This is a genomic window from Micromonospora sp. NBC_00362, from assembly GCF_026342155.1.
Classification (GTDB): Bacteria; Actinomycetota; Actinomycetes; order Mycobacteriales; family Micromonosporaceae; genus Micromonospora; species Micromonospora hortensis.
Genome location: NZ_JAPENH010000001.1, coordinates 1,011,162 through 1,037,657, shown reverse-complemented (window position 1 = coordinate 1,037,657; position 26,496 = coordinate 1,011,162). Strand labels below are relative to the sequence as shown.

The window sequence follows — 26,496 nt, the reverse complement described above, 5'->3', positions numbered from 1 at the left end:
GTGCTCAGTGCCCCCGGTGGCGGCCGAGCATCCCGGCGGCCAGTGGCGCGGCGTCCAGGTCACCGGCGGCGAGCCGGGCGGCGAGGGTGCGGCGGACCAGTCGGTCGGCCAGGGCGGGAGCGTGCCGGCCGACGGCCATCTCCAGCCGGCCGCGTGCGGTGGTCGCCACGTCCCGGGGTGCCCGTCGGGCGGTGGCGGTCCGCAGGATCGCCGCGACCACCCCTTCGACGGGTTCGGGGCGCGACACTCCTCGCAGGGACAGCCCTGCCTCGGCGGTGCTGTCGTGGATCGGGGAGGCGACCATGCTCGGGTAGACGACGCTGACCCCGACGTGGCTGCCCACCTCGTGGCGCAGCGCGTCGGCGTAGGCGACCAGGGCCCGTTTGCTCACCCCGTACGCGGCCGCGAGCGGCAGCGGCAGCACCGCCATCCGACTGGATACGAAGATCACCCGCCCGCGTGCGGTGACCAGCGGGGGCAGCGCGGCGGCGGTGGTGCGCCAGGCGGCGAGCAGGTTGACCTCCAGTTGCCGGCGGACCACCTCGTCGGGCGGCAACTCGGCCGGAGCGGGACCACCGACCCCGGCGTTGTTGATCAGCAGGTCGAGCCCGCCGAGTCGGTCGACGACGGCCCGCACCGCCGCCGGCACGGCGTCCGGGTCGGTCAGGTCGCAGCCCAGCACCGGAACGTCGTCGTCGGGACGGGCGTGCAGGTCGAGCCCCACCACCCGGGCGCCGGCCGCGCTCAGGGCGGCGCCGAGGTGGCGGCCGAAGGTCCCGCTCGCCCCGGTGACCAGCACCCGCCGACCGGCAAGTGTTCGGTCCCTCACCGGGGTGCCCTTACCCGGGGCGTCGCGCCGGAGCGGGCGCGGCGGGTCCCGGCGGTCAACTCCCTGGCCAGCTCGGCCAGGTAGACGTCGAAGTCCACCCGCATCGCCGGGCGGCGCTGACCCCAGCGGGCGGTCGCGGCCCGCAGTTCGGCCCGGCACGCGGCGCGCTGTCGCTCCGGGTCCGGCAGCGCGTACCGGCCGGCGAGGTGCGCCGCGATCAGCTTGGCCTGCGCCTCGACCAGCGGGAACGCGGAGCCGGTGGACTGCATCAACCCGACGAAGCTCAGCCCGGGGGCGTCGGGGTGGAACACGTGCCGGTACAACGGAAGGGTGTCGGCGCCTCCGGCGAGCAGCGCCGGGTCGAGGAACGGGACGTCCACCCGGTAGCCGGTGCACCAGATGATCAGATCGACGCTGTCGCTGCGGCCGTCGGTGAACTCCACCCGGTCGCCGTCGAGGGCGGCGACGCCGGGTCGGGCCTCGACGTCACCGTGGGTCAGCCGCGACAGCAACCCGTCGGAGAGCGTCGGGTGGTCCTGGAGGAAGCCGTGCGTCGGCGCGGGCAGCCCGTAGCGGGCGGGGTTGCCGACTGTGGTGCTCAGCATCGTCTGGCTGATGCGTTGGCGCAGACGCCACGGCAGCCGGCGGGCCAACGCCCCGTTGAGAGTGTCCGAAGGGCGCCCCAGCAGGTACTTCGGCACCACCCAGACGCCCCGGCGCAGCGACAGCAGGGTCCGGGTGGCGGCGTACGACGCGTCGACGGCGATGTCCATCGCGGAGTTGCCGCCGCCGACGACCAGGACCCGCCTGCCGACCAACTGCTCCGGGCCCCGGTAGTCGTGGCTGTGGATCTGCTCGGCGGTGCTGGTGCCGGGGTAGCCGGGGTCGGGCAGCCGGGGCACCCGGTTGTGCCCGTTGGCGACGACCACGGCGTCGACGGTGACCTCGACCGGGCCGCTCGGACCGCTGGCGGTGACCGTCCAGGTGCCGTCGGGGTGCTGGGTGACCCGCTCGACGGTGTGACGCAGCCGGATGGTGTCGGCCAGCCCGAAGCGGGTGGCGTAGTCGGCGAGGTAACCGGCGACACGACGGTGGTCGGGGTAGTCGGGCCAGTCGGTCGGCATCGGGTGGTCGGCGAACTGGGTACGACCACGGCTGGTGTTGAGGTGCAGCGTGCGGTACGCGGGTGAGTCGGGTGCCCCGTACACCCAGAGGCCACCGACCTGCTCGGCGGCCTCGAAGCCCACAGTTGGCACGTCGGCGTCGCGGAGTGCCTTGACCGCGGCGAGGCCGGCGGCGCCGGCCCCGATCACCGCCACCCGCTGTGGTACGCCCATTGCCGCCCCCATTAATCCAACGTCCGATGGATAATCGTCGCGTGGCGGCGGCCCGTCAAGGGGTCGGCGGTCCGTACAGCCCGTCGAGCAGGCGATGCACGAACGCCCGGAACTCGCGCCGTTCCCGAGCCCCGGGCGCGCCCGCGGCCAGCGCCACCACGTGCCCGTGCGTCGCCCACACCAGACTGCGCACGGTGATGTGCGGGGTCGGCTCGGCCAGCGCGCCGGTCGCCGCGGCGGCGGTGAGCAGCTCCGCGACCAGCCGGTACAACGGGTCGGCGTAGCGCTGGTCGAGTTCGGCGTGCCGCTGCGGTTCCAACCAGCGGCGCAGCCACAGCGCTGTGGTCTCGGGGCGGTCCTCCAGGAAGTCGACGAAGACGTCGACCAGCTCGTGCAAGGCCCGCCGCGCCGCGTCCGGACCCGCGTCGAGAGCGGCGCGGGCCTGCTCGGCGGCCTCGGTCAGCACGTCCCGCTCGGCGGCGAACACCCGGGCGAAGCACGCGTCGTAGAGCGCCGCCTTCGTACCCGTGTGGTGCGCGACAGTGGCGACGTCGACCCCGGCGGCGGCGGCGACCTCCCGCAGCCCGACGGCGTCGAAGCCCCGCTCGGCGAAGAGCGCGGTCGCCGCGGTGAGCACCACCTCGCGGGTCGGCCGGGTCTCGTCACGGCGGGGCCGACCCGGGCGGCGGCGGGGCATGGTCATGACCGCCATTCTGCCCCTAGAATCCAGCAACCGTTGGATTGCGGAGAGGATGCGGCGATGACCGGGCTGGACCGGCGGCCCGCGGCCGCCACCGACGCGACCCTGCCGCGCGGCCCCCTGGCGGGCTTCGCGGCCGGCTCGCTCGGCATGGGTGTCTGGGTGACGGTGCCCGGCCTGCTGCTGCTCTACTTCCTCACCGACGTGCTGGCCGTCGGACCGTGGCTGGCCGGCCTGGCGCTGCTGCTGCCGAAGATCGCCGACGTGCTGCTGCACCCCTGGGTGGGGCACCGCGCCGACGTCGAGCAGACCCGACGCGGCGACCGTCGTCGCCTGTTGCTGCTCGGCTGCGCCCTACCTGTCGCGTTCGCCGCGCTCTTCGCGGTGCCCGGCGGCCTGACCGGCGCGCCGGCGGCGGCGTGGGTGGCGGTGTTCTTCATCGCCGGCAACCTGCTCTTCGCCGCCTACCAGGTCCCCTACCTGTCCACCCCGGCCGACCTGCGCATCGGCTACCACGAACGCACCCGGCTGATGGCGTTCCGGATGGTGGTGCTCACCCTGGGCATCCTGGTCTCCGGGCTGCTGGCCCCGCTGCTCACCGGCGGCGACGCGGCGACACGGGACGGCTACCAGCGGATGGGCGTGGTCCTGGCCGTGGGGATGCTGGTGGCCATGCTGGTCGGTGTCGCCGGCATCGCCCGGCTGCGCGGGTCCGCGCCGGCCAGCGCCGCGTCCGGGCACGGTGGGTGGCGGGCGTTGCGCACGGCGCTGCGCGACAGGCAGTTCCGGTGGCTGGTCGCCGCGTACCTGGCGATGTCCACCACCACCCACCTGGTGCTCGCCGGGGTGCCCTACTACGCCGAGTACGAGCTGCGCGCCCCCGGCCTGACCACGGTGCTGGTGGCCGCGTTCGTGGCGCCGGCGCTGCTGGTCACCCCGGCCTGGCTGGTGGTGGCCCGACGCGTCGGCAAACAGCGGGCGCTGCTCGGCGCGCAGGGCGCGTTCGCGATCGGCTCGGTGGTGCTGGCGGTGGGCCGACCGGCCGGCCTGCCGGTGCTGGTCGCCGCGGTGGCGGTGCTCGGGGTGGCGTTCGCCGGCATGCAGCTGCTGCCGTTCTCGATGCTGCCCGACGTGATTCGCGCCGCCAGCAACGCCGGCAGCACCGGGGCCGGCACCTACACCGGGGTGTGGACGGCCACCGAGGCCACCGGCGCGGCCCTGGGCCCGTACGCGTACGCGCTGTGCCTGACAGTGGGTGGTTTCGTGGCGTCCACGGCCGGTGAGTCGCCGGTGCAGCCGGACGCCGCGCTCGCTGCGGTCCGCTACGGCTTCGGGTTGCTGCCGGCGGTGACGATGCTCGCGGCGCTGCTGCTGCAACGCCGCTACACCCTGGACGCGACGGCCCGGGCGGCGAGCTGATCGGGCGGCACTAGACTTCGCCCTCGATGGACGCCCAGCCCAGCACCACCGAGACCCGCCCGTGCGCCCACTGTGGAGCGCCGGTGCCGCAGCGAGTCGGCGCGGGCCGACCGTTTCGCTACTGCCGCGACAACGACGGCGCCTGCCAGCGCGCCTCCCGCAACAGCCGGATGCGCCACCGCAACGCCCCCGGTCTGCCCGGGCAGGTCGCCCGCACCTGGGAGGCGGTGGACCGACTCGAACAGATCGTCGAGACGTTGACCGAGTCGCTGCACGCCGAGTTGTCCCCGGTGGGTGTGCAGCGCCAGCTCGCGCAGGTCCGCGCGGAGGCCGCCACCGAGATCGCGGCGGCGCAGACCGAACGCGACGAGGCCCGCGACGACGCCGAGACCGTGGCGGCCGACGCGGCGCGCGCCCGCGAGCAGGCCCGCGAGGCCCGCGCCGAGGCCGACGACGCCCGCCAGCGCGCCGAGCTGGCGCAGCGGCAGGCCACCGCCGCCGACGAGCGGGCGCGGCACGCCGAGGCCGCCCGCGACCAGGCGCGCCACGATGCCAGCGCCGCCGAGGCGCTGCGCGCCCAGGCCGAGCGCGACCGCGACCAGGCCCGCGTCGAGGCGCGGGACCTGCGCGCGGAACGCGACGCGCAACGGCAGCGGGTGGCCGACCTGGGCGTGGAACGCGACGCGCTACGCGCCGAGGCCGAGCGGGCCAGCCGGGCCGCCGCCGAGGCGACCGAGCGGGCCGGTCGGTGGCAGGCCGAGGTGCACGACGTCCGCCGCCAGATCGAGCAGTCCCGCGCCGACGCGGCGCGGACCCGCGCCGAGGCCGCCGACGCCGCCCGGGCGCGCGAGCAGGCCGACCGGGCCCGCGACCGCGCCGAGGTCGCCGCCCGGCAGGCCGACGACGCCCGGCAGGAGGCCGCCGAGTTGGCCGCGCGGCTGCGCGCGGAGGTGGCGGCCCTGGCCGCCCAGCGCGACACGCTCACCGCCGAGCTGAGCGTGGCCCGGCAGGCCGCGGCGACCGCCGAGGGTCACCGCACCGCCCTGACGGTACGACTCGACGCCGCCGAGACCGACCGGGACCTGGCCCAGCGGCGGGTGGCGCAGCTCGGTGACCAGGTCAGTGACCTGGCGTTGGCGCTGGCCCGCCTCGGCGCCGCCACTCCCGGCGACGCCACCTGATGATCGTGGCGCAACCTTCGGTAGGCTCGGGCGGTTAACCTCCCCGGTGGCAGCGGACACACACCGTTGTCCCGACCCGCCTGGGGATCACCTCACCGGGTGAGCGTCCCGGCCGGTTACCCTTGGTCCCGGCCCACCCGTGGACGCCTCACGCCCTCGGGCGGGAATGGCTCGACGGGGACGCACCGTTACACCCAGAAGACCAGCACCACGAACGAGGGGAAGTCGATCATGGGCGAGCGTATGCTGCGCGGAAGCCGCCTTGGCGCGGTGAGCTACGAATCCGACCGCAACACGGAGCTCGCGCCGCGTCAGACCCGCGAGTACCTCTGCGCCAAGGGCCACCAGTTCGAGGTGCCGTTCGCCGTCGACGCCGAGGTCCCGACGACCTGGGAATGCAAGTTCGACGGCAGCGTCGCCCGACTCGTCGACGGCAACGAGCCGGAGCAGAAGAAGGCCAAGCCGCCGCGTACCCACTGGGACATGCTTCTGGAGCGGCGTTCCATCGCCGAGCTGGAGGACATCCTGGAGGAGCGCCTGCAGGAGGTTCGGACCCGCCGCGGCCGCGCCTGAGCCGCACGACGCACGACGACGGCGCCCCCGGGGTCTTCCCCGGGGGCGCCGTCGTGTCTGTCTTCAGCGGGGTAGCTGGCCTGGTCTCAGTGCCGGCCGGGTTCGACGATCTCGCCCTCGATGGCGCGACCGCCGTCGACCACCACCGGCTGTTCCGGCTGGGGAGTCGGCTGCGGGGTGGGTTGCGGCGCACCTTGGCGCACCCGCACCGTGCGGGGCCCGAACAGGTCACCGGCGACCATCGACGACACCCGCCGCTCGGTGGCGCGGCGCACCCCGGCGCGGGCCAGTCGACGCACCGGCGGCACCAGCAGCAGCAACCCGACCAACCCGCTGACCAGGCCGGGCACCGCCAGCAACAGCGCGCCGGCCAACCCGACGAGCCCATCGGTCACCTGCCCACCCGGTGGCTGCCCGGCCGCCGCGGCGGCGCGGAACCCACGCCAGGCGCGCATCCCCTCGCGGCGCAGCAGCACCAACCCCAGCAGGGACGCGGCGAACACCAGCAACACCGCCGCGCCGAACCCCAGCGCCCGCCCCACGCCGACGAACACCGCCAGCTCCAGCACCACCGCCAGCAACAGGGCCAACGGTACGAACCTCAGTCCTCCGCGCATCTCACCTCATCGCCATTCCTGCGGACACCACGGACGTGTTTCGCTCATCCAGCATGACACGGCCGCGCCCACGGCCACCGTGCCTGACCCGCTCACGGCCACCGTGCCTGGCCGGTGGCGGTGCCGTGCAGGCCCCGGCGCACCGCCTGGCGCCGGTCGCGCACCCCCCAGGCGGTGATCCGCCACAGCGCCTCGGCCACGATCTTCGGGCTCATCTTGCTGTCGCCGCGTTCCCGCTCGGCGAAGGTGATCGGCACCTCCACGATCCGCACCCCGGCCCGGTGCGCCAGCCGCGACAGCTCCACCTGGAACGAGTAGCCCTGCGAGGTCACCGACTCCAGGTCGATGGCGTCCAACGCGCTGATCCGGTACACCCGGTAACCGCCGGTGGCGTCCGAGACGGGCATGCCCAACGCCAGTCGCGCGTACAGGTTGCCGCCACGCGACAGCAACAGCCGCCGCAGCGGCCAGTTGAGCACCCGCGCGCCCCTGGTCCACCGGGACCCGATGACCACGTCGGCGTCGCGGGCGGCGTCCAGCAGCGCCGGCAGGTCCTCCGGGGCGTGCGAGCCGTCCGCGTCCATCTCCACGACCGCCTGGTAGCCACGCTCGCGCGCCCACCCGAACCCGGCCAGGTACGCCGCACCCAGGCCCTGCTTGCCCTGGCGGTGCATCACCTGCACGTGCGCGTCGCCGTCGGCGAGGGCGTCGGCGATCGCGCCGGTGCCGTCGGGGCTGTTGTCGTCGGCGATGAGGATCCGCACCGCCGGGGCGGCCCGCCGGACCCGGCCCACGATCACGGCGATGTTGTCGGCCTCGTTGTAGGTGGGGATCACCACCAGCACCCGGCCCACCCCGGGCACCTCGTCCGCGCGTCGGATCGTATCGGTCGCCTGGATCACGGTTCCTCCGCTCCCGCCGGCGTACCGGCTGTTGCTATCCGGGCCTGACCCGCTGCCGCCGGCGCAGCACCGCCGCGCCGACCAGGGCCGCCGCGGCCAGCGCGGCGAGCGCCACCTCGGGCCACCAGCCGAGGCGGGTGGCGAGGGTGCGTCCGTCGTCGAGCCGCAACTGCCGCACCACGACCTCCCGGGTGTTGAACCCGGTGGCATCGCTTACCCGCCCGTCGGGTGCGACGAACCCGGACACCCCGACCGTGGAGGCCATCAACGCCGGCCGTCCGTGCTCCACCGCCCGCAGCCGCACCATGGCCATCTGCTGGCGGGCCTCCGCCACGTCGAAGGTGGCGTTGTTGGTCTGCACCACCAGCAGTTGCGCCCCGCCGGTGACGGTGTCGCGGACCACCTCGTCGTAGGCGACCTCGAAGCAGATCACGTCACCGAGCACGGTGGGGCCGGCGCGTACCACGCCCGGGGTGCTTCCGGGTACGAAGTCGTTGCGGATCAGGTCGACCTTCTTGCTGACCATCCGGGCCACGTCGCGCAGCGGCACGTACTCGGCGAACGGCACCGGGTGGCGTTTGGTGTACAGCTGCCCAAGGTCCGCGCCGGTGCCGGGGCGCCACAGGATGCCCGCGTTGCGGACCTGCCCGGCGTCGGGACCCAGCAGCACCGCGCCGACCAGGATCGGCGCGCCGATGGTGTCGGCGGCCTGGGAGATCCGCGCACCGGCGGTGGGGTTGCGCAGCGGGTCGATGTCGCTGGAGTTCTCCGGCCACACCACCAGGTCGGGTCGCCGCTGCTGCCCGGCGGCGACCCGCTCGGCCAGTTCGATGGTGGCGTCGACGTGGTTGTTGAGCACCGCCTGCCGTTGGGCGTTGAAGTCCAGGCCCAGCCGGGGCACGTTGCCCTGCACGATCGCCACTGTGACGGTGTCGCCGGACCCGGCGGTGGCCACCGGCACCAGCAGGCCCCCGGCGGTCAGCGCGACGGCCACGACGGCCGGTACGACCACCGGCGTCCACGGCCGCGCCGCCGCACCCCCGGGGCGTGCCGGGCCGTCCAGCGGGCCGTCAGCGCCCGGCGTGGCGTCGCCCGGCGCGGTGGTGGGCTCAGCTGCCCGGCGTTGGGCGGTGACCCAGCCCCGCCAGGCGGCGGTGACCAGCAACCCGCCGATGAGGGCCACGACGAAGGTGACCAGCGGGGCGCCGCCGAGCGCGGCCAGGCGCAGCAGCGGTGAGCCGTCCTGGCTGAACGCCAACCGCCCCCACGGGAACCCGCCGAACGGGGTGCGGTCGCGCAGCGCCTCCTGCCCGACCCAGAGCAGCCCGGTCAGCGCCGGCCACGCCCAGCGGGCGCGGTCGACCAGCGGCGACACCCAGGCGGTGGCCACCCCCAGCAACGCCAGGTAGCCGGCCTGCAGCAGCGACAGCAGCACCCACGGCAGGTAGCCGGTGTGCAGGTTCGTCCAGGCCAGCAGCGGGGCGAAGAACGCCACCCCGGTCAGGAAGCCCAGGCCGGCGCCGGCGCGTAAGCGCCGCCGATGCGCGGCGGCGGCCAGCAACGCCACCCCGACGGGCGCGAGCGGCCACACCCCGTACGGGGGGAACGCCACCAGCAGGGCCAGCCCGGCGGCCACGGCCAGGGGCACGGCGACCCGCAGCGGCAGCGGCCGACCGGGAACGACCGGCCGGGGCAGCGCCGCCGGGGTGTGCGTCTCATCCCGGTCCAGGGTCGTCACCGCTTCACCTCGATCACGGGGCGAAGGTTACCTGGCTGGCGGGTGCACCGGACCCGTCGGGCCGTCGGGCACGAACCGCCCGGTGGACATGAAATCGGGGCGCGGCTCGCGCCGCGCCCCGATGCTCCCAGGCCCTTCCCGGCCGGTGTGGCGAGGATGGGGCACGACGACCTTCGGACCGACCGGACGTGGACTGGCTGCCCCCGCCGGGCCGTTGTCTACTGGCCGTGCACCTCACCCTGCCCGTACACCGGTAACCGCGGCCGGTTCGCGCCGCCCCGCCGACCCCCGCCCGCTGGACCTGGCCGCCGCGACGATGATGCTCAAAAATGTCGCTCGGCCAGCGGACGAAGGGACGAAGCGAACAACAGCCGCTTCCCGTGGTAGGACTCAAAGACGGTACGTGCCGACCCCCGTCGGTTGTCAACCCGCAGCCGGCCTGTCGTGTGTTGCGACACGGCGTGTCGGGTCGGCGAGTCTCAATGCGTCCGCAGATGCTGACGCAGCAGCGCCTGCGCCGCCCCCCGGTGCTCCTCGGCGAGCAGCCCTCCGGCGGCCAACACGTAGTCGGCGTCGACCACCGCCGCGGCGGCGCGCGGCAGCGCCCACCCGCCGGCGTGGTCGGCCAGGACCGCCGTCAGCACCTGCCCGGACACGTCCGGCGGCGAGTGCCGCAGCACCCCACCGGAGCCCACCAGCATCCGCACGTCGCGCAGGTCCCTCCCGGCCCGCTCACCGGTGGCGGCGCCCCGGGCGTGCCGGCGCAGCGCCACCGTCGCGGCGAGGGTGGCGATGCGCCGGTCCACGGCCCGCTCGACGTCGTCGACGGCCAGGAACGCCGGGTCGGCCGCCCGCCGCGCCGCGGCGGCACCCAGGTCGTCGGCTTCGCCGTCGGTGAGCAGCCGCTCCTCCGCGGCGGCCCGCACCACCCCGGGGGCGCTCCACCGCATGCCCAGATCGCCCTCCACGGTGCGGGCCCGCCACAGGCTGCCGGCGACCTCCCGGCCCGGCCCGGTGGCCCGCTCGTCGGGCGTGAGCACCGAGTACACGTCGGTGGTGGCCCCACCCACGTCGACGACGGCCAGGTCACCGCCCAGGGTGTCGGCGAGCACCTCCACACCGGTGAGCACCGCGTCGGGGGTGGCCGCCCGCACCAGCCGCGCGAACCGGGCACCCCGCGACAGTCGTTTACCACCGATGACGTGGCGCAGGAACACCGCGCGGATCGCCGCCCGCGCCGACGCCGGGGCGAGCACCCCGATGCGCGGCAGGACGTTGTCGGCGTCGGTGACCGGCACCCCGGCGTCACGCAGCAGCCCGGTCACCTGCTCGCGCACGTCGGCGTTGCCCGCGTACACCACGGGCCGGCGCCACCGGGCCCGGGCCAGGCGGGTGGCGTTGTGGGTGACCGTGTCGGCGTCGCCGCCGTCGGTGCCGCCCACGAGCAGCACCACGTCCGGGCGGGCCGCCCGCAACGCCGTCAGGTCGGCGGCGCCGAGCCGTCCGGCCGCGACGTGCACCACGTGCGCGCCGGCGGACAACCCGACCCGCCGGCCGGCCTGCGCGGTGACCAGCGGCTCGTAGCCGATCACGGCCAGGCGCAGCCCACCACCGGCCGACGAGCACACGTACCACGGCACGTCGCGCACGCCGAGCCCGGCGGTGGCCGCCGCGACCGCGGCGTCCAGGCCGTGCAACACGTCGGTGCCCACAGTGGTGGGCGCCGACGCCGCACCGGCCAGGACACCGGCGGCCAGGTCCACGACCGCCACCTTCGTGTACGTGGAACCGACGTCGGCGCAGACCGCCAGGGTCACGAGCTTCCCTGTTCGCGACTGCGGGGCTCGCAACCCCGGCTCACTCCTCGCGACTCACGCTGGCGGCGGGGACGACCACGGCGCCGGTCGCGGTGACCGCCACGATCGGCGGGTCGAGGACCTCCGCGGCGGACGCGGAGCGGTCCGGGCGGCCCCGGCACACCACCGCGCACTCCAGTTCGAGGGTGCGGCTGCGGGTGCCCACCCGCGACACCCGCGCGGTGACCTCCACCACGTCCCCGGCGTGCACGGGCGCGTGGAAGCGCACATCGGCGTACCCGGCGAACAGGCCCTCGTCACCGTCGGTGCGGATGCACACCTCGGTGGCGACGTCGCCGAACAACCCCAGCGCGTACGCCCCGTCGACGAGGTTGCCGGCGTAGTGGGCGTGCGAGTACGGCACATACCGCCGGTGCGTCACCGTCAACCCGAGCCGTGCGTCGGTCATGCCATCGCCTTCCGTTGCGTGATCAGGGCGTGCACGAGGTAGCTGGCCACCTCGCCGGGCGTGGTGCCGCGACCGAAGATCCGGTCCACGCCCAACTCGTCGGTCATCGACTCGTCGAAGCGGGGACCACCGACGATCAGCAGCGGACGCCGCCCCGCCGGCATCGCCTCCCGGAACGCGGCGGACATCTCCCGGGTGTTGTGCAGGTGCGCGTCGCGTTGGGTGACCACCTGCGACACGAGCACCGCGTCGGCCTTCTCCGCCCGGGCGGTCTCCACCAACTCCGGCACGCTGACCTGCGCGCCCATGTTGGTGACCTTCAACTCCCGGTAGTACTCCAGGCCCTTCTCCCCCGCGATGCCCTTGACGTTGAGGATCGCGTCGATGCCCACCGTGTGCGCGTCGGTGCCGATGCACGCCCCGACCACTGACAGCTTGCGCCGCAACCGCTGCTTGATCACGGTGTTGACGTCCTTCGCCGACAGCAGCGCGAAGTCGCGTTCCACCACCTGCACGGCGCCCAGGTCGACCAGGTGGTTGACCCGCCCGTAGACGACGAAGAACGTGAACCCGTCGCCCATCGGCTTGGCGTGCACCACCATCGCCGGGTCGATGCCCATCTTGTTGGCCAACTGCACCGCCGCGCCCTCGGCGCGCTTGTCGTGGGTCACCGGCAGGGTGAACGACACCTGCACCATCCCGTCACCGGTGGTGTCCCCGTACGGGCGCACGATCTGCTTGCTCACGCGGCGGCCTCCAGGATGTCGGTGGCCGGGTTGCAGTAGTCGGCCTCGTGCGCGGCGACCCCGGACAGGCCCTTGCCGCGGTCCGCGGGCCGCTTCATGATCCCGAAGGTGCCCTCGGCGATCGCCGTGAGCAGCGTCTGCTCCCCGATGCGCTCCAGCAGGTCCAGTGCCTCACCGAGGACCTGGTTGGCGCGGCGGCGGATGAACCCGCCCGGCGCCGGCACGAAGTCCTCGTGCAGCCCACCTGCCGCGCCGAGGACGTAACGCACGTTCTGCAGGGCGATGTCCCGGTCGGACAACCACGGCGTCACCACCGCCTCGGTCATCATCCCCACCAGCAGGATGCCCTGACCGGTCAGCGCGCCGGCCAGGTTGAAGAACCCGTCGAGCAGGTTGCCCCGGAACACGTCACCGGTCATGTGCTTCGTCGGCGGCATCCACTTCAACGGGGCGTCGGGGAACAACTCCCGGGCCAGCAACGCGTGCGCCAACTCCAACCGGAACGACTCCGGCACCTCCGGGTTGATCTCGAACGCGTGCCCCAACCCCAACTGCCAGTCCGCCAGCCCCGCCTCGTGGGCGAAGAACTCGTTGAGCAACTGCGACACCGTCACCGTGTGCGCCTCGTCGACAGCGTCGGCGGTGGTCAGGTAGTTGTCCTCACCGGTGTTGATGATGATCCCGGCGCGGGCGTGCACCTGCCGGGAGAACCGCTGGTCGACGAACGTGCGCACCGGGTTGATGTCGCGGAACAAAATCCCGTACATCGAGTCGTTCAACATCATGTCGAGGCGTTCCAACCCGGCCAGCGTCGCCATCTCCGGCATGCACAGCCCGGACGCGTAGTTGGTCAACCGCACGTAACGGCCCACCTCCTTCGACGACTCGTCCAACGCCGCGCGCATCAGCCGGAAGTTCTCCTGCGTGGCGTACGTGCCGGCGAACCCCTCCCGGGTCGCGCCCTCGGGCACGTAGTCCAGCAACGACTGCCCGGTGGACCGGATCACCGCGATCACGTCCGCGCCGGCGCGCGCCGCCGCCTGCGCCTGCGGAATGTCCTCGTAGATGTCACCGGTGGCGACGATCAGGTAGATCCACGGTCGCTGCGCCGGGTCGCCGTGGCGCTTCACCAGCCGGTCCCGCTCGGCGCGCCGCCGGTCGATGCGCCGAATGCCCGCGCCGACCGCCTTGCGCGCCGCCGACCGGGCCGCCGTGGCCGCCCTCCCGGTGGGCAGGGCGAACCGCACCGACCCGGCGGCCGCCTTCTGCGCCAGCAACGTCACGTCGGTGCTGCCCTCACGGACCAGGGCGTCGAACACCGGCACCGCCACCCCGTGACCCAACCCCACGTCCGCGGCGACCGCGTCGACCAGCCGGTTCACCCACGGAATGCCATCCGGGTCGGCGCCGGTCACCCCGGCCAACCGCAGCACCGCCCGCTCCACCGACACCGTGGTGTGGCTGCGCGCCAAGTCCACCACCGGCTGCCCGGCCCGACGCGCCAACTCCCGCGCCCGCGCCACCAGCACCGGATCAAGATCAAGCTTTCCGGTCATGATGACCCTTCCTCGTAGATGACCTCACCACGCAGCACCAGACGCCGGCACACCGGCAACGGCGTCGGATCGTCCGGACCCCGCGCCTCCGGGTCCTCGGCCTGCAACACCGGCAGACCCCGCTCGACCCCCGCCGGCGTCGACCACACCGCGAACGTCGCCGGCGCACCCAACGCCAGGACCCCCTCGACGTCCAGGTGCACCGCCCGCCACCCGCCCCGGGTATGCGCCGCGAACGCCGAGCGCACACCCATCCGCTGCGCCGGGTTGTGGTGCGCCACCGCCGCCCGCACCGAACCCCACGGGTCCAGCGCGGTCACCGGCGAATCCGACCCGAACGCCAACGCCACCCCCACCGAGTGCATCGCACCCATCGGGTTCGACTCCAACGCCCGGTCCAACCCCAACCGCGTCTCGTACATCCGGCCCGCGCCGCCCCACAACCGGTCGAACGCCGGCTGCATGCTCGCCACCACCCCGTACTCCACGAACCGCGCGATCAACGCCTTACTCATGATCTCCGCGTGTTCGATGCGGTGCCGGGCCGCGCGCAACCGCTCCACCCCCACCGTCCGCGCCGCCGCCGCGAACCCGTCCAGGACGGTGCCGATCGCCGCGTCACCGATGGCGTGGAAACCACCCTGCATGCCGTGCGCCGCGCAGTCCAACAGGTGATCGCGCACCTGCTCGACCGACAGGTACCCGTGCCCGCAGCCGTCACCGTCGCCGTACGGCCGCGACACGTGCGCCGTGCGCGAGCCCAACGCCCCGTCGGCGAACAGGTCCCCACCGGCGCCGACCGCGCCCAACTCCCGGGCCCGCGCCGCGCCACCCAACTCACCCCAGTACCCGTACACCTCCGGCAACCCCGCGCCGGAGATGCCCAGCAGACCGGTGAAGTCCTCCTCGTCGGAGATCTCCGGGCCACCACACTCGTGCACCGCCGCGATCCCCAACGACGCCGCGTGACCCAGGGCCACCCGCTGCGCCGCGACCCGCTGCGCCCGACTCACCGACGCCTGCGCCGCCGCCCGCACCACGTGGTGCGCGTCGCGCCGCAACCAGCCCGACGCGTCGTACCCGGCCACCTGCGCCGCCTGCGGACACGCCGCCAGCAACGCCGACGACACCAACGCCGAGTGGATCGACGCCTGCGACAGGTACACCCGCCGGCCACCGGCGGCCCGGTCCAGCGCCGCGGCGTCCGGCAACGTCGGATCCGACCAACCCGACTCGTCCCAGCCGTGCCCCAGCACCACCGCGTCCGCCGGCAGACCCGCCGCGAACCCCGCCACCGCGTCGAGCAGCTGCCCCGCCGAACGCACCCCGGACAACGCCAACCCGGACAACGCCAACCCGGTGTCGGTGGCGTGCACGTGCGCGTCGACGAACGCCGGCGTCACCAACGCCCCGCCCAGGTCCACCACCCGGTCGGCCGGCGGCGCGTCACCGTCGGTCCCCAACCAGGCGATCCGCCCACCGGACACCAGCAGCGCGGTGGCGCTCGGGTCGGCGGGGCAGTGCAGCACGCCGCCGCGATACAACGTCGAGGGGTTCGTCATGACCTCAGTCTGCCGCGACCCGCGCCGCGAACAGCTGACGCACCCCAGGCTCGGCCCGCAGCAGCCCCAACGCCAACTCCGCGTGCCCCGGCACGTACCCGTTGCCCACCAGCATCGTCAAATCCGCCGCCAACCCCTCCGCGCCCAACGCGGCCGCGGAGAAGCTCGTCGCCATCGAGAAGAAGATCACCGTCCCGCCGTCGGCGGTGGCCAGCACCGCCCCGTGCTCACACCCCGGCACGTCCACGCAGACCACCGTCACGTCCGCCGGCACCCCCAGCGCCGTGGTCACCGCGGTGGACAACCCCACCGGGTCACGTGCGTCGGCCAACGCCACCACCGACGCCAGACCGGCGGCCGTCAGCGCATCGCGCTCGGCCGCCACCGGCACCACCCCGACGGTACGCGCGGCGCCCGCCCGTCGCGCCGCCGCCAGTGACAGCGACCCGCTCTTACCCGCCCCACCGATCACCGCGACCCGCACCGGCGTCGGATCACCGCTACGCCGACGCTCCTCGACGTAGCGCGACACCACCCGGGCGGTCAGCGCGGGCGCCCCGCACACGTCCAGCACGGCGAGGGACAACTGCGGGTCCTCGCCGTCGGGCAGCACAGCGGCGATGGAGCGCGCGAACAGGATCGCCCACCCGTCGCAGGGCACCTGCTCGCTGCGCCCGTCCCAACGGGCCAACCCATCGGTGATCACCAGGGGCGTCAACGTCAACGACACCAGCGTCGCGACCTGCTGCCCCGCTCTCAGCCCCAGCGGAGACCGCCGACCGGCCTCCTCGACCGTGCCGATCAACATCCCGCCGGAACCGGTCACCGGGTTCTGCATCTTCCCCCGGGTCGCGATGATCTCCAGCACCTCGGCGCGGACCGCGTCACCGTCCCCGCCGTGCTTCTCGGACAACTGCCGGAAGCTCGCCGCGTCCAGGTTGAGCCGCTGCACCCGGATCCGCACCTCGTTCGGCGCGATCGCCGCCGACGTGTCCAGGCGCCAGGCCGCCTGCGGCAGCACCCCCGCCGGTTGCACGACGCGGTGCAGTCCCACCGGTGACGTCACGCCAACCTCCCCCTGACAGCCGTCCGAAGCCCCGGTCAAGGCTCGCGTAACGGGAAAACTTACGGCAGACTAGTTTCTGTACCGAATATTTTCCAGTAGCCTTCGGGCTTCGATGATCAGCCGCAACACCGAGGAGGGGCCGTGACCCAGACCATCCCGCACCCCCGTCACGTCCCGGCCGCCACACCGACCGCCGGGCAGCCCTACGAATACCACCGCCGCCCCCTGGTCGAACCCGACTGGACCCGCTTCCCCGGCTGGCGCCACGTCACCCGCGACCAGTGGGAATCCGCCCAGTGGCAGCGCGTCAACTGCGTCAAGAACATCAAGCAGCTCCGCGCCGTCTTCGGTGACCTGATCGACGAAACCTTCTACGCCGACCTCGAGGCCGACCAGTTGGCCCTGGCCACCATGTCCATGCTGGTGCCACCACAAATGATCAACACGATGGTGCCGTTCGCGACCCTCACCACCGAGGCGCTGCTCGCCGACCCCATCCGCCGCTACATGATCCCGGTCGCCTCCGACCGACGCACCGACTGGCCCTCACACCCCTACGCCAGCCGCGACAGCCTCCACGAGCACGACATGTGGGTCGCCGAAGGGCTCACCCACCGCTACCCCACCAAGGTCCTCGCCGAGCTGCTCTCCACCTGCCCCCAGTACTGCGGGCACTGCACCCGCATGGACCTCGTCGGCAACTCCACCCCCGCCGTCGACAAACTCAAACTCACCCTCAAGCCCGTCGACCGCTACGACGCCCACATCGCCTACCTCAAGGCCCACCCCGGCGTCCGCGACGTGGTCGTCTCCGGCGGCGACGTGGCCAACGTCCCCTGGCGCAACCTCGAGTCGTACCTCATGCGCCTGCTGGAACTGGACACGGTCCGCGACATCCGGCTCGCCACCAAGGCCCTCATGGGCCTACCCCAACACTGGCTGCAGCCCGACGTCGTCGAGGGCCTGGAGCGGGTGGCCCGCACCGCCGCCCGCCGCGGCGTCAACCTCGCCATCCACACCCACGTCAACCACGCCCAGTCGCTCACCCCACTGGTCGCCAAGGCCGCCCAGACCGCCCTCGACGTCGGCGTCCGCGACGTCCGCAACCAGGGCGTCCTCATGCGCGGCGTCAACGCCACCACCCCGGAACTGCTCGACCTCTGCTTCGCCCTCCAAGGCGAAGCCGGGATCCTGCCGTACTACTTCTACATGTGCGACATGATCCCCAACGCCGAACACTGGCGGGTTCCGGTCTGGCACGCCCAACAACTCCAGCACGACATCATGGGCTACCTGCCCGGCTACGCCACCCCCCGCATCGTCTGCGACGTCCCCTTCGTCGGCAAGCGCTGGGTGCACATGCTCACCGACTACGACCGCGAACGCGGCATCTCCTACTGGACGAAGAACTACCGCACCTCCATCGAATCCGCCGACCTGGAGGCGCTCAACAAGCGCTACGCCTACTACGACCCGATCGACACCCTGCCCGAGGGCGGCCAGCAGTGGTGGCACGACCACCGCGACGACTGACCCACCGACAGCGGCGCCCCCGGGGTGGTCTTCCCGGGGGCGCCGCTGTCTTCCGTCACTGGCAGCCCAAGCCCGGGACGTAGGAGGGTCGCAGGGTCCCAGCCGAAATCTCGTCGGCGTACTCCCAGAACACCTCCGGCCAGTCGCCGGCCTTGTCCATGTCCCGCAGCACCCGCCACCCGTGACTGCTCCGCAACGCGTCGGCGGCCCGCCGCACCCCGGCCTCGTCCCCACTCGCCCTCGCCCGCTGCCACTCCGCGATCCACCCGCAGCCGACCCGGGACGTCACACCCACACCGAACTGGTACGAGTCACTCACGCCGATGTCCTCCAGCGCCGCGACGTCGAACCCGGGCGGCAGCGGCACATCGGCGAGCACCTTCGCCGCCCTCTCCCCCACCGGCATGACCATCTCCGCCGGAAGCGCGGCCAACCACGTCCGCGCGTCCACCCGGACGATGTCCGCGAGAACCCTGTCCAGGTCCTCACGCGACCAGTTCCCGGAGGTGCTCATCTCCACCACCACGTCGTCGTGGGGACGCAACAGCACCGTGAAATCACCGTTGAGGTTCTGGAACAGATCACCCGGCCAACCAGCGACCCGCACCGACTTCGGAGGACCGTCGGCCAGCCGATCGGAATAGCGATACGTGTACACCCACGCCGAAAACCAGTTCATCTCCAACTCCCGCTCACCCCGGCGAAAACGGATCATGCCCAGCTCCTCGGTGAAACCCGACAGATCAGTCACCTTCCAGCCAGGCCGATCGATCAGCAGCCGCGGGTTCCGCTCCGCCGCCCCCAGCACCAACGGCGAAAAGACGACCCCCTCGGCCGGGGTGACAATCGGAGAAACCCCACCGCCCTCGGCCTGCCCCCGCAACACCATGGAGGCCGGCACGACGCTCATGAGCACCGCTGCCGCCGTCACCACGCCCGCGAAGCGACGCACCCGCAACCGCCGCCGCGCAATACCGGCACCGCCCTCGACCCCCGACTCGGACACGATCTCCTCCAAGAGGGCTCGCTTCACCCCTGCGAGGTCCCCGACGCCACCGAGCCCACCCGGGTCGGCATCCCGAACCAGCCGGTCAACACGCTCATCGCCGCTCATCAGTCCTCCGTACGGGTAGGCGCGGTCAACACATCCAGCACATGTCCGGGCGGCCCCGGGTCGTCACCAACCAGCCCCCGCAACCTCGCCCGCGCCCGCAACAACCGGGTCCGAACCACGGTGGAACCCACCCCCAGCACCGCAGCCACCTCATGCGGCCGCAGACCCTCCCAGACGGTCAGCATCAGCACCTCCCGGTCCACCTCAGCCAGACCCGCCAACGCCGCCCGAACCGCAAGCCGCTCCGGCACCTCACTCCCCGGATCGGCGACCGAAACCACGATCTGCTGGCGCAACCGCTCACCGAGGCGCTGCCGCCGAACACCACCACGGTGCTGGTTGGCCAACACCCGCCGGGCCACCCCGTACAGCCACAGCCGAGCCTCACCGCCTTCCGGAATGTCCTGCCGGCGACGCCACGCCACCAGGAAGGTCTCCGCGACGACGTCAGCCGCATCCTCCGGATGCGCGACCCGACGCAACGCGTACGCCAACAGCGCCTCGAAGTCCTCGGCGTAGACCCGCCGGAAGCGGTCCTCGTCCTGCTCTGTCCCTGAGCTCACATCCAGTCCATGTCCGGTGTGACGACAACCGTAACAGCCCGCACCGGTCAGGCGCGGAGACCGGCGAGCACCAGATCGGCGACCCTACCGATCACCTGGGCACTCGTCGTAGCCGGCAACCGCCGTAGCGACGCGATGGCCAGCAGGCCGGCCCGCACGTCGTCCACGTCGACGCCGTCGCGCAGCACACCCGCCGCCCGGGCCCGCCCGACCAGCACGTTCAACGCCTGCGCGTGCTCCCGCCGCTCCCGCTGAAACGCCGCACTCACCTCACCCGGCCCCAACAACGCCTCGTTGAGCGCCCGGTCGTGGATCTGCCGCTCGGCGAACTCGCGCACCACGCCGGACAACGCCCGCCACGGGTCCGGGTCGTCGAGCGCGCGGCGCATCCGCACACCGCAGTCGTCCACCCGCTCGGCCAGGACCGTCGCGACCAACTCCGTACGCGTCGGGAAGTGCCGGTACAGGGTCGCCACACCTACCCCCGCCCGTCGCGCCACCTCCCGCATGGGCACCTCGAGCCCCGCCGACGCGAACGCCTCCCGTGCCGCCGCCACCACCCGGTCACGGTTGAACCGGGCATCGGCACGCTGCATCTGAGACATCTCCGACCGCCCTCCCTCTCACTTGACCCCACAGCGGAACGGCCGCTCCGTTTCCGGCCTACGGTACGACCATCACCCCGTCTTCCCAGGCAGAGGAGCCCCTGATGTTCGCCGTGCAGTACGACCGGTTCGGCGGCCCCGAGGTACTGCACCTCGGGACCACTCACGCGCCACGGCCCCGGGCCGGCCAGATCCGCATCCGCGTCCAGGCCGCCGGCGTCTCCCCCGTCGACATCGGCCTCCGCTCCGGCCGCACCCCGATGAGCGCCCAACTGCCGCTGCCACACATCCCCGGCGTCGACGCGGCCGGCATCGTCGACGAGATCGGCGACGACGTCGACGGGGTCACCCTCGGCGACCATGTCTTCGGCATAGTCGAGCTGGCCAGACTCGGCGGCGCGAGCGCACAGTTCGCGGTACTACAGCTCTGGGCGCACAAGCCCACCGCCATGCCCTGGGCCCAGGCGGGCGCGGCGGGCACCAGCATCGAGACCGCCACCCGTGCCCTCGACGTGCTGGACCTACGGCCCGGCATGACGCTCCTCGTCGACGGCGCCGCCGGTGGCGTCGGCAGCACCGCCGTCCAACTCGCCACCGCCCGCGGCGTCCACGTCATCGGCACCGCCCGCGCCGACAACCACGACTTCCTCCGCCAGCTCGGGACGACACCGGTCACCTACGGCCCCGACCTCACAGGCCGCCTCGACGCCCTGGGCGTGACCCGGATCGACCGCGCCCTCGACGTCGCCGGCGCCGGGTCCCTGCCCGAACTGCTCCACCTCACCGGCGACCCGACAGCGGTGCTCACCCTTGCCGACTTCACCGCGCCCACCCACGGCGTCCGACTGTCCATGGGGCAACTGGCCGGCGAACCCGACGGCCGCCACGGCCTGCCCGCCGCAGCCGAACTGTTCACCGAGGGCCGGTTCAGGGTGCCCATCGAAGCGACCTTCCCGCTCGAGAAGGCGGACGACGCGCACCAGACGGCCGAGCACGGATCCCGCCGCGGAAAGATCGTCCTGACCGTCGACGACGTGCAGGAAAGCTGAGCCTCAGCCCTCGGCCAGCACCTCGGACAACGGCGCCGGCACCAGCCCTCGCTCCCGCAACCCGGCCAGGATGTGCGGCAACGCCTCATCCGTCATCGCCGCGTTCGCCTCGGTCACGTGCATGATCACCACCGAGCCGGGGCGTACGTGGTCCAACACCGCCCGCACCAACGGCTTCCACGCCGTCGCGAACGGATCGCCGCTCACCACATCCCCGTCGACCACCGTCACACCCAGCGGCGCCAACGCGTCCAACGCCGCCGCGTCGTGGCACAACCCCGGAAACCGGAAGTACCGGGTCTGCCGACCCCCGTACGGCGCGATCACCTCGAACGTCTTCGCCACATCGCCGGCCAGCTCGTCGACCGGCAGCCGGGGCAGGTCGTAACAGTCGGCGGTGAACGCCGCGTGCCCGTAGGTGTGGTTGGCCAACTCGAAGCGCGGGTTGCCGGCGATCCGCCGGGTCACGTCCGGATACCGCTTGACCCACTTGCCGGTCAGGAAGAACGTCGCCGGCACCTGCTCGCGCTCCAGCAGGTCGAGGATGCGCAGGTTCGCGTACGACTTCACCCGCCCGGCCCGCAGGCTGGCCAACATCCCGTCGGTCATGTCCGCGTCGAAGGTCAGCGCGACAGTGGCACCGGTGCGCGGCCCGTGATCCACCACCGGCGCCCTGCTCCCCACCCGCGTCGCCCCCGGGACAGCAGCCGCAACCGTCGGCGTCGGGGCACTCTGTGGGGTGGTGGGAGCCGTCGGCGTCGGAACCGCCTGCGAGGCGCCGGCCGACGGCGCGGCCGCGGAGGCGGACGAGCCGACGAAGACCGGCCCCTCCGGCGGTGGAACCCGGGAGGCCGTGCACGCGACACTGCCGACAACGGCAGCCGCAACCAGTACGCCGCACCACAATGGGCGGAGGCGGGGTCGGATCACGCCGCAGATCATCGCAGACGCGAAAGCGCCTCACTGTCCCGCGCGCACCGTCCCGAACGCCGGCGGACGCACCTCGCCCACCTCGTCCAGAGCAGGCAGTGGCCCCTGGCGACGCGGGCCTTGCGCGCGTCGCGCGTCGGGGCGGTGCCGCTCCGGTAAGCGATATACCTCAGAGGCATAAATATGACTCCCAGGTATATGGCTCACCAAGAGTTCTCCCGCCCGAGAGGGTGCCGAGGCCGCCACCGCAGTTGGCCACGCAGGGCCGAGCGGGGCGTTCATGGTGACCGCCACGCCCAGCAGGAAAGAGGCCAACGCGGCCAGCACCAGGGAACGCAGCACGACGGGTCCCCGGGCGACGGTGCGCCCGGGGACCCGTGGACCGCTCAGGTCACTTCGTGAACGAGTCCTTCACGTTGCGACCAGCGTCCTTGACGTTCTGACCGGCCTGCTTGGCGCGCGCGTCGCTCTGCTGGCTGGCGCCCTCGCCACGCATCCGCTCGTTGTCGGTCATGTCGCCGACGCGCTCCCTCGCGGCGCCGGCCATCTGCTCAACCTTGTTCTTTGCCTTCTCGGTGAAGCTCATCGCGCCTCCTCGGTCTGGCGGTTGTCCTGGCTCGCTTGCCCGGTCTCCGGGTGCCGAAACCGGCAGTGCCGGTCGGCACACCCGCTAAGGCATCCTAGGAAGATGGGTAGTGGGAGGGTCTCCTGTCGGCACCGCCCCACGATGGTTAACTGACCGCATGGGAGAGCTCCTGCTGATCCGGCACGGCGAGACCACCTGGAGCGCCAGCCTGCGGCACACCTCGTACACCGACCTGGAGCTGACACCCGACGGCGAGCGACAGGCGCGCACCCTGGCCGCGTTCCTGGCCGGCCGGCGCTTCGTCACGGTGCTGACCAGCCCCCGCTCCCGTGCGCTGCGCACCGCGCAGCTGGCCGGGCTCACCGTCGACGCCGTCGACGAGGACCTCAGCGAGTGGAACTACGGCGAGTACGAGGGCCGCACCACCGTCGACATCCACGACGACGATCCGCACTGGAACATCTGGACCGACGGCTGCCCCGGCGGCGAGTCCCCCGCGCAGGTGGGCGAACGGCTCGACCGGGTGCTGGCCCGCGTCACTCCCCTGCTCGACCGTGGCACCGTCGCGCTGGTCGGGCACGCGCACAGCCTGCGGGTGCTCGGCGCCCGCTGGATCGGCCTGCCCCCGTCCGCCGGTGGGCGGCTACGCCTGGACACCGCCACGGTCAGCGCGCTCGGTCACGAACACGGCCGGCAGGTCATCCTGCGGTGGAACCAGCCGGCTCCTCCGGCGCCCGGGACCGCGACCGACTCGGTGCCGCAGAGCTGATCTTCGGTGGCCGGTTCTCGTACGGCGTGGACAACACCACAGTCGTCCGGGTCGTGACGTTCGCCGAGGTGCGGATCTCCTGGAGCACCCGCTCCAGGTCGGTGGGGCTGGCCACCCGCACCAGCAGCAGGTAGAAGTCCTCCCCCGCCACCGAATAGCAGGAGTCGATCTCCGGCAGGTGGGCCAGTCGCTCCGGTGCGTCGTCCGGCTGCGACGGATCGAACGGCCGGATCGCCACGAACGCGGTCAGCGGCAGGTCCAGCGCCTCGAACGACACCCGGGCGGCGTACCCCTTGATCACCCCGCGCTGCTCCAGCCGACGGACCCGCTGGTGCACGGCGGACACCGACAGCCCCACCCGCTCGGCCAGGTCGGTGTACGACAGACGGCCGTCGGCGGTCAGCGCGGCGACGATAGCGCGGTCGATCTCCTCCACGGCGTGCAACCTACCGGGAAAACCGTCGCACGGCGACGAGGTACCCGAGTGGCGGACCGCTGTGGGCCGTGACGCACCCACCGCGGCCCCACCACCGCGTGCCGTCGTCAGCCCTTGGCCAGCGCCCGGGAGATCACCATCCGCTGGATCTGATTGGTGCCCTCCACGATCTGCAACACCTTCGCCTCACGCATGTACCGCTCCACCGGGTGGTCGGCCACGTAACCCGCGCCGCCGAGCACCTGCACCGCGTCGGTGGTCACCCGCATCGCCATGTCGGTGGCGAACAGCTTCGCCTTGGCCGCCTCGATCGAGTACGGGCGGCCGGCGTCGCGCAGCCGGGCCGCCGCCAGGGTCAGCGCGCGGGCGGCGGAGATCTGGGTGGCCGCGTCGGCGAGGAGGAACCCCAACCCCTGGAAGTCGATGATGGAGCGCCCGAACTGCTGCCGCTCCCGGGCGTAGGAGACCGCGTAGTCCAGGGCGGCCTGGGCCAGCCCGACAGCGCACGCCGCGATGCCCAGGCGGCCGGAGTCCAGCGCGGACATCGCGATGGTGAAGCCCATCCCCTCGCCGCCGATCAACCGGTCGGCCGGCACCCGCGCCTCGTCGAAGGCGATCTGCGCCACCGGGGAGGCGCGCAGCCCCATCGTCCGCTCGGCCGCCTGCGGGGCGATGCCGGCGGTGCCCGCGTCGGCGAGCAGGCAGGAGATCCCCTTCGGGCCGGGCCCTCCGGTGCGGCAGAAGACGTTGTAGAAGTCGGCGGTGTGGGCGTGGGTGATCCACGCCTTGGTGCCGGAGACCAGGTAGGCGTCCCCGTCACGATCCGCCCGGGTGGTCAGCGCCGCCGCGTCCGAGCCACCCTGCGGCTCGGAGAGGCAGTACGCGCCCAGCAACTCGCCACCGAGCATGTCCGGCAGCAGCTTGCGCTGCTCGTCGCTGCCGAACGCCGCCACCGGGTAGCAGGACAGGGTGTGCACGCTGACCGCTTCGGCGACGGCGAGCCAGCGGCTGGCCAGGATCTCCAGCACCTGCAGGTACACCTCGTACGGTTGCGCCGCTCCGCCGTGCTCCTCGGGGTAGGGCAGGCCGAGCAGGCCGGCGCGGCCCAGCGTGCGCAGCACCTCGCGGGGGAACTCGGCGCGTTCCTCGAAGGCCGCGGCCTTCGGCGCGAGCTCGCCGTCGGCGAGCTCGGTGGCGAGACCCAGCAGGTCGTGGGCCTCGTCGGTGGGGAGGATCCGGTCGACAGTCATAGCGCGATGAGCTCCGTGGGGGTGGTGTTGAGCCGTTGCACGCCGTCCGTCGTGCAGACGACGATGTCCTCGATGCGGGCGCCGTGCCGGCCCGCCAGGTAGATGCCCGGTTCGATGGAGAACGCCATGCCGGCGTCGAGGGGTCGGTCGTTGCCGGCCACCAGGTACGGCTCCTCGTGCCCGTCCAGGCCGATGCCGTGGCCGGTGCGGTGCAGGAACGCGGGACCGTAGCCGGCGGCGGCGATCGGCGCGCGGGCCGCGGCGTCGGCCGCCGCGGCGGTGGTCCCGGGGCGCACCGCCTCGACGGCGGCGCGTTGGGCGTCGCGCAGCACCGCGTAGTAGTCCAGGAAGTCGGCTGGCGCCGACCCGCCCGCCAGGTAGGTGCGGGTGCAGTCCGAGCGGTAGCCCGACGCCATGGTGCCGCCGATGTCGACCACCACCGGCTCGTCGACGCCGATGGGACGGTCGGAGGTGCCGTGGTGCGGGCTGGCGCCGTTGGGCCCGGCCGCCACGATGACGAAGTCGACGGTGACGTGCCCGGCGGCGCGGATCGCCGCGGCGATGTCGGTGGCGACCTCGGCCTCGGTGCGACCGGGGCGCAGCCACTCGCCCATCCGCAGGTGCACCTCGTCGATCGCCGCGCCAGCCTCGGCGAGCGCCGCGACCTCCGCCGGGGACTTGCGGATCCGCAACTCGCGCAGCACCTCCCCGGCGAGCCGTTGCGCGGCGTCGGGCAGCGCCGCGCGCAGGCCGAGGACCTGCTCGGCCCACATCCGGTCGGCGAGCCCGACCGCGGCGACCGGGCCGTCGAGGGCGGCGACGACCAGAGGGTACGGGTCGGTGCCGTCGACGTGGTCGACGATGCGCACTCCGGTCGCCGGCGCGGGGGACGCCTCGGCGGCCGGGCGTTCGAGCCGGGGCACGACGAGGGTCGGCTCACCCTCGGCGGGCAGCACCAGGCAGGTGAGCCGCTCCCCCGCGTGGGCGTCGTACCCGGTCAGATACCGCAGGTCGGAGCCGGGCGTGAGCAGGAGGGCGTCCAGGCCGGCGGCGGCCGTCGCGCGCTGCGCGGCGATCAACCGATCCGGCGGATACAGCTCGTCGAGTCCCACCCCGTCAGCTTAACGGTCGTTTGGGCAAACCCCATATCGACACCGATCGTCGGAAAAT

26 protein-coding genes are annotated in these 26,496 nt (G+C 73.1%); 6 read left to right on the top strand and 20 right to left on the bottom strand.

Annotated elements, in window-relative coordinates:
• Positions 1-4 precede the first annotated feature (4 nt).
• From OG992_RS04520 to OG992_RS04510, 3 genes are read right to left on the bottom strand one after another with little or no spacing between them, the layout of a single operon-like run.
• Positions 5-829: an SDR family oxidoreductase gene (locus OG992_RS04520; RefSeq protein WP_266302457.1), complete on the bottom strand. Its 825-nt coding sequence runs from the start codon at positions 827-829 to the stop codon at positions 5-7.
• Positions 826-2,166, bottom strand: a complete 1,341-nt coding sequence (locus tag OG992_RS04515; RefSeq protein ID WP_266302456.1) for an NAD(P)/FAD-dependent oxidoreductase — start codon at positions 2,164-2,166, stop codon at positions 826-828. The genes OG992_RS04520 and OG992_RS04515 overlap by 4 nt, the downstream gene beginning before the upstream one ends.
• 55 nt (positions 2,167-2,221) lie before the next feature.
• Positions 2,222-2,869: a TetR/AcrR family transcriptional regulator gene (locus OG992_RS04510; RefSeq protein WP_238685582.1), complete on the bottom strand. Its 648-nt coding sequence runs from the start codon at positions 2,867-2,869 to the stop codon at positions 2,222-2,224.
• Between the two features lie 57 nt (positions 2,870-2,926).
• Between OG992_RS04510 and OG992_RS04505 the strand changes: the two genes are divergently transcribed.
• The 3 genes from OG992_RS04505 to OG992_RS04495 all read left to right on the top strand — a co-directional run bounded on the left by OG992_RS04505 (position 2,927) and on the right by OG992_RS04495 (position 6,039).
• Positions 2,927-4,285, top strand: a complete 1,359-nt coding sequence (locus OG992_RS04505; protein WP_238685581.1) for an MFS transporter — start codon at positions 2,927-2,929, stop codon at positions 4,283-4,285.
• Positions 4,286-4,311: 26 nt separating this feature from the next.
• Positions 4,312-5,466: a hypothetical protein gene (locus OG992_RS04500; RefSeq protein WP_266302455.1), complete on the top strand. Its 1,155-nt coding sequence runs from the start codon at positions 4,312-4,314 to the stop codon at positions 5,464-5,466.
• A gap of 231 nt (positions 5,467-5,697) precedes the next feature.
• Positions 5,698-6,039, top strand: a complete 342-nt coding sequence (locus tag OG992_RS04495; RefSeq protein ID WP_091398247.1) for an RNA polymerase-binding protein RbpA — start codon at positions 5,698-5,700, stop codon at positions 6,037-6,039.
• 86 nt (positions 6,040-6,125) lie between these two features.
• On the opposite strand, the gene OG992_RS04490 is transcribed toward OG992_RS04495, so the two are convergent.
• The 9 genes from OG992_RS04490 to OG992_RS04450 form a co-directional block, all read right to left on the bottom strand.
• A complete protein-coding gene (locus OG992_RS04490) occupies positions 6,126-6,656 on the bottom strand; it encodes an FxsA family protein (protein ID WP_266302454.1) in 531 nt (176 codons plus the stop codon).
• 92 nt (positions 6,657-6,748) lie between these two features.
• The gene (locus OG992_RS04485; protein WP_238685579.1) at positions 6,749-7,558 is read right to left on the bottom strand and encodes a polyprenol monophosphomannose synthase; all 810 of its coding nucleotides are present in this window, start codon (positions 7,556-7,558) and stop codon (positions 6,749-6,751) included.
• Between the two features lie 34 nt (positions 7,559-7,592).
• On the bottom strand, positions 7,593-9,254 hold the full coding sequence (gene lnt, locus OG992_RS04480; RefSeq protein WP_323181941.1) for an apolipoprotein N-acyltransferase: 1,662 nt from the start codon (positions 9,252-9,254) through the stop codon (positions 7,593-7,595).
• Between the two features lie 521 nt (positions 9,255-9,775).
• Entirely contained in the window at positions 9,776-11,113 is a 1,338-nt protein-coding gene (locus tag OG992_RS04475) for a glutamate mutase L (RefSeq protein ID WP_266302453.1), read from the bottom strand.
• Positions 11,114-11,153: 40 nt separating this feature from the next.
• Positions 11,154-11,561, bottom strand: a complete 408-nt coding sequence (locus OG992_RS04470; RefSeq protein WP_266302452.1) for a hotdog domain-containing protein — start codon at positions 11,559-11,561, stop codon at positions 11,154-11,156.
• Positions 11,558-12,307 (bottom strand): OAM dimerization domain-containing protein, encoded by a 750-nt coding sequence (locus OG992_RS04465; protein ID WP_266302451.1) that lies wholly within the window; start codon positions 12,305-12,307, stop codon positions 11,558-11,560. The genes OG992_RS04470 and OG992_RS04465 overlap by 4 nt, the downstream gene beginning before the upstream one ends.
• Complete coding sequence (locus OG992_RS04460) at positions 12,304-13,863, bottom strand: lysine 5,6-aminomutase subunit alpha (protein ID WP_238685576.1); 1,560 nt, start codon at positions 13,861-13,863, stop codon at positions 12,304-12,306. Before OG992_RS04460 ends, OG992_RS04465 begins: the two co-directional genes overlap by 4 nt.
• A complete protein-coding gene (locus OG992_RS04455; protein ID WP_266302450.1) occupies positions 13,860-15,425 on the bottom strand; it encodes an amidohydrolase in 1,566 nt (521 codons plus the stop codon). Before OG992_RS04455 ends, OG992_RS04460 begins: the two co-directional genes overlap by 4 nt.
• Before the next feature lie 4 nt (positions 15,426-15,429).
• Positions 15,430-16,479 (bottom strand): zinc-binding alcohol dehydrogenase, encoded by a 1,050-nt coding sequence (locus tag OG992_RS04450; RefSeq protein ID WP_266305149.1) that lies wholly within the window; start codon positions 16,477-16,479, stop codon positions 15,430-15,432.
• A 153-nt stretch (positions 16,480-16,632) separates the two neighbouring features.
• Between OG992_RS04450 and OG992_RS04445 the strand changes: the two genes are divergently transcribed.
• Entirely contained in the window at positions 16,633-18,024 is a 1,392-nt protein-coding gene (locus tag OG992_RS04445) for a KamA family radical SAM protein (RefSeq protein ID WP_266302449.1), read from the top strand.
• A 55-nt stretch (positions 18,025-18,079) separates the two neighbouring features.
• On the opposite strand, the gene OG992_RS04440 is transcribed toward OG992_RS04445, so the two are convergent.
• Genes OG992_RS04440 through OG992_RS04430 form a run of 3 tightly spaced genes read right to left on the bottom strand, consistent with a single transcriptional unit; the run spans position 18,080 to position 20,297 of the window.
• Complete coding sequence (locus OG992_RS04440; protein ID WP_266302448.1) at positions 18,080-19,138, bottom strand: hypothetical protein; 1,059 nt, start codon at positions 19,136-19,138, stop codon at positions 18,080-18,082.
• Positions 19,138-19,701 (bottom strand): RNA polymerase sigma factor, encoded by a 564-nt coding sequence (locus tag OG992_RS04435; protein WP_266302447.1) that lies wholly within the window; start codon positions 19,699-19,701, stop codon positions 19,138-19,140. The genes OG992_RS04440 and OG992_RS04435 overlap by 1 nt, the downstream gene beginning before the upstream one ends.
• Positions 19,702-19,748: 47 nt before the next feature.
• Entirely contained in the window at positions 19,749-20,297 is a 549-nt protein-coding gene (locus tag OG992_RS04430; protein WP_266302446.1) for a TetR/AcrR family transcriptional regulator, read from the bottom strand.
• A gap of 113 nt (positions 20,298-20,410) precedes the next feature.
• On the opposite strand from OG992_RS04430, the gene OG992_RS04425 reads away from it, so the two are divergent.
• Positions 20,411-21,355, top strand: a complete 945-nt coding sequence (locus OG992_RS04425) for an NADP-dependent oxidoreductase (protein ID WP_266302445.1) — start codon at positions 20,411-20,413, stop codon at positions 21,353-21,355.
• Positions 21,356-21,358: 3 nt separating this feature from the next.
• On the opposite strand, the gene OG992_RS04420 is transcribed toward OG992_RS04425, so the two are convergent.
• Both OG992_RS04420 and OG992_RS04415 read right to left on the bottom strand, forming a co-directional pair.
• Positions 21,359-22,021, bottom strand: a complete 663-nt coding sequence (locus OG992_RS04420; RefSeq protein WP_145788528.1) for a polysaccharide deacetylase family protein — start codon at positions 22,019-22,021, stop codon at positions 21,359-21,361.
• Positions 22,022-22,676: 655 nt separating this feature from the next.
• On the bottom strand, positions 22,677-22,871 hold the full coding sequence (locus OG992_RS04415) for a CsbD family protein (RefSeq protein WP_088989634.1): 195 nt from the start codon (positions 22,869-22,871) through the stop codon (positions 22,677-22,679).
• Positions 22,872-23,028: 157 nt separating this feature from the next.
• On the opposite strand from OG992_RS04415, the gene OG992_RS04410 reads away from it, so the two are divergent.
• Positions 23,029-23,640, top strand: coding sequence for a histidine phosphatase family protein (locus tag OG992_RS04410; RefSeq protein ID WP_210785778.1), 612 nt, complete (start codon positions 23,029-23,031; stop codon positions 23,638-23,640).
• Here the strand turns inward: OG992_RS04410 and OG992_RS04405 are convergent.
• From OG992_RS04405 to OG992_RS04395, 3 genes are all read right to left on the bottom strand, one after another.
• Positions 23,570-24,076, bottom strand: coding sequence for an Lrp/AsnC family transcriptional regulator (locus OG992_RS04405; RefSeq protein WP_091398289.1), 507 nt, complete (start codon positions 24,074-24,076; stop codon positions 23,570-23,572). The two genes, OG992_RS04410 and OG992_RS04405, sit on opposite strands and share 71 nt — an antisense overlap.
• A 107-nt stretch (positions 24,077-24,183) precedes the next feature.
• Complete coding sequence (locus tag OG992_RS04400) at positions 24,184-25,326, bottom strand: acyl-CoA dehydrogenase family protein (RefSeq protein WP_266302444.1); 1,143 nt, start codon at positions 25,324-25,326, stop codon at positions 24,184-24,186.
• Positions 25,323-26,438, bottom strand: coding sequence for a Xaa-Pro peptidase family protein (locus OG992_RS04395; RefSeq protein WP_266302443.1), 1,116 nt, complete (start codon positions 26,436-26,438; stop codon positions 25,323-25,325). Before OG992_RS04395 ends, OG992_RS04400 begins: the two co-directional genes overlap by 4 nt.
• Positions 26,439-26,496: the final 58 nt, after the last annotated feature.

Excerpts from the sequence above, each read along its gene's own strand:
- OG992_RS04515 (WP_266302456.1), bottom strand. The coding sequence starts at position 2,166 with ATGGGCGTACCACAGCGGGTGGCGGTGATCGGGGCCGGCGCCGCCGGC.
- OG992_RS04510 (WP_238685582.1), bottom strand. The coding sequence starts at position 2,869 with ATGACCATGCCCCGCCGCCGCCCGGGTCGGCCCCGCCGTGACGAGACC.
- OG992_RS04505 (WP_238685581.1), top strand. The coding sequence starts at position 2,927 with ATGACCGGGCTGGACCGGCGGCCCGCGGCCGCCACCGACGCGACCCTG.
- OG992_RS04500 (WP_266302455.1), top strand. The coding sequence starts at position 4,312 with ATGGACGCCCAGCCCAGCACCACCGAGACCCGCCCGTGCGCCCACTGT.
- OG992_RS04495 (WP_091398247.1), top strand. The coding sequence starts at position 5,698 with ATGGGCGAGCGTATGCTGCGCGGAAGCCGCCTTGGCGCGGTGAGCTAC.
- OG992_RS04490 (WP_266302454.1), bottom strand. The coding sequence starts at position 6,656 with ATGCGCGGAGGACTGAGGTTCGTACCGTTGGCCCTGTTGCTGGCGGTG.
- OG992_RS04470 (WP_266302452.1), bottom strand. The coding sequence starts at position 11,561 with ATGACCGACGCACGGCTCGGGTTGACGGTGACGCACCGGCGGTATGTG.
- OG992_RS04460 (WP_238685576.1), bottom strand. The coding sequence starts at position 13,863 with ATGACCGGAAAGCTTGATCTTGATCCGGTGCTGGTGGCGCGGGCGCGG.
- OG992_RS04455 (WP_266302450.1), bottom strand. The coding sequence starts at position 15,425 with ATGACGAACCCCTCGACGTTGTATCGCGGCGGCGTGCTGCACTGCCCC.
- OG992_RS04440 (WP_266302448.1), bottom strand. The coding sequence starts at position 19,138 with ATGAGCGGCGATGAGCGTGTTGACCGGCTGGTTCGGGATGCCGACCCG.
- OG992_RS04430 (WP_266302446.1), bottom strand. The coding sequence starts at position 20,297 with ATGCAGCGTGCCGATGCCCGGTTCAACCGTGACCGGGTGGTGGCGGCG.
- OG992_RS04425 (WP_266302445.1), top strand. The coding sequence starts at position 20,411 with ATGTTCGCCGTGCAGTACGACCGGTTCGGCGGCCCCGAGGTACTGCAC.
- OG992_RS04415 (WP_088989634.1), bottom strand. The coding sequence starts at position 22,871 with ATGAGCTTCACCGAGAAGGCAAAGAACAAGGTTGAGCAGATGGCCGGC.
- OG992_RS04410 (WP_210785778.1), top strand. The coding sequence starts at position 23,029 with ATGGGAGAGCTCCTGCTGATCCGGCACGGCGAGACCACCTGGAGCGCC.
- OG992_RS04400 (WP_266302444.1), bottom strand. The coding sequence starts at position 25,326 with ATGACTGTCGACCGGATCCTCCCCACCGACGAGGCCCACGACCTGCTG.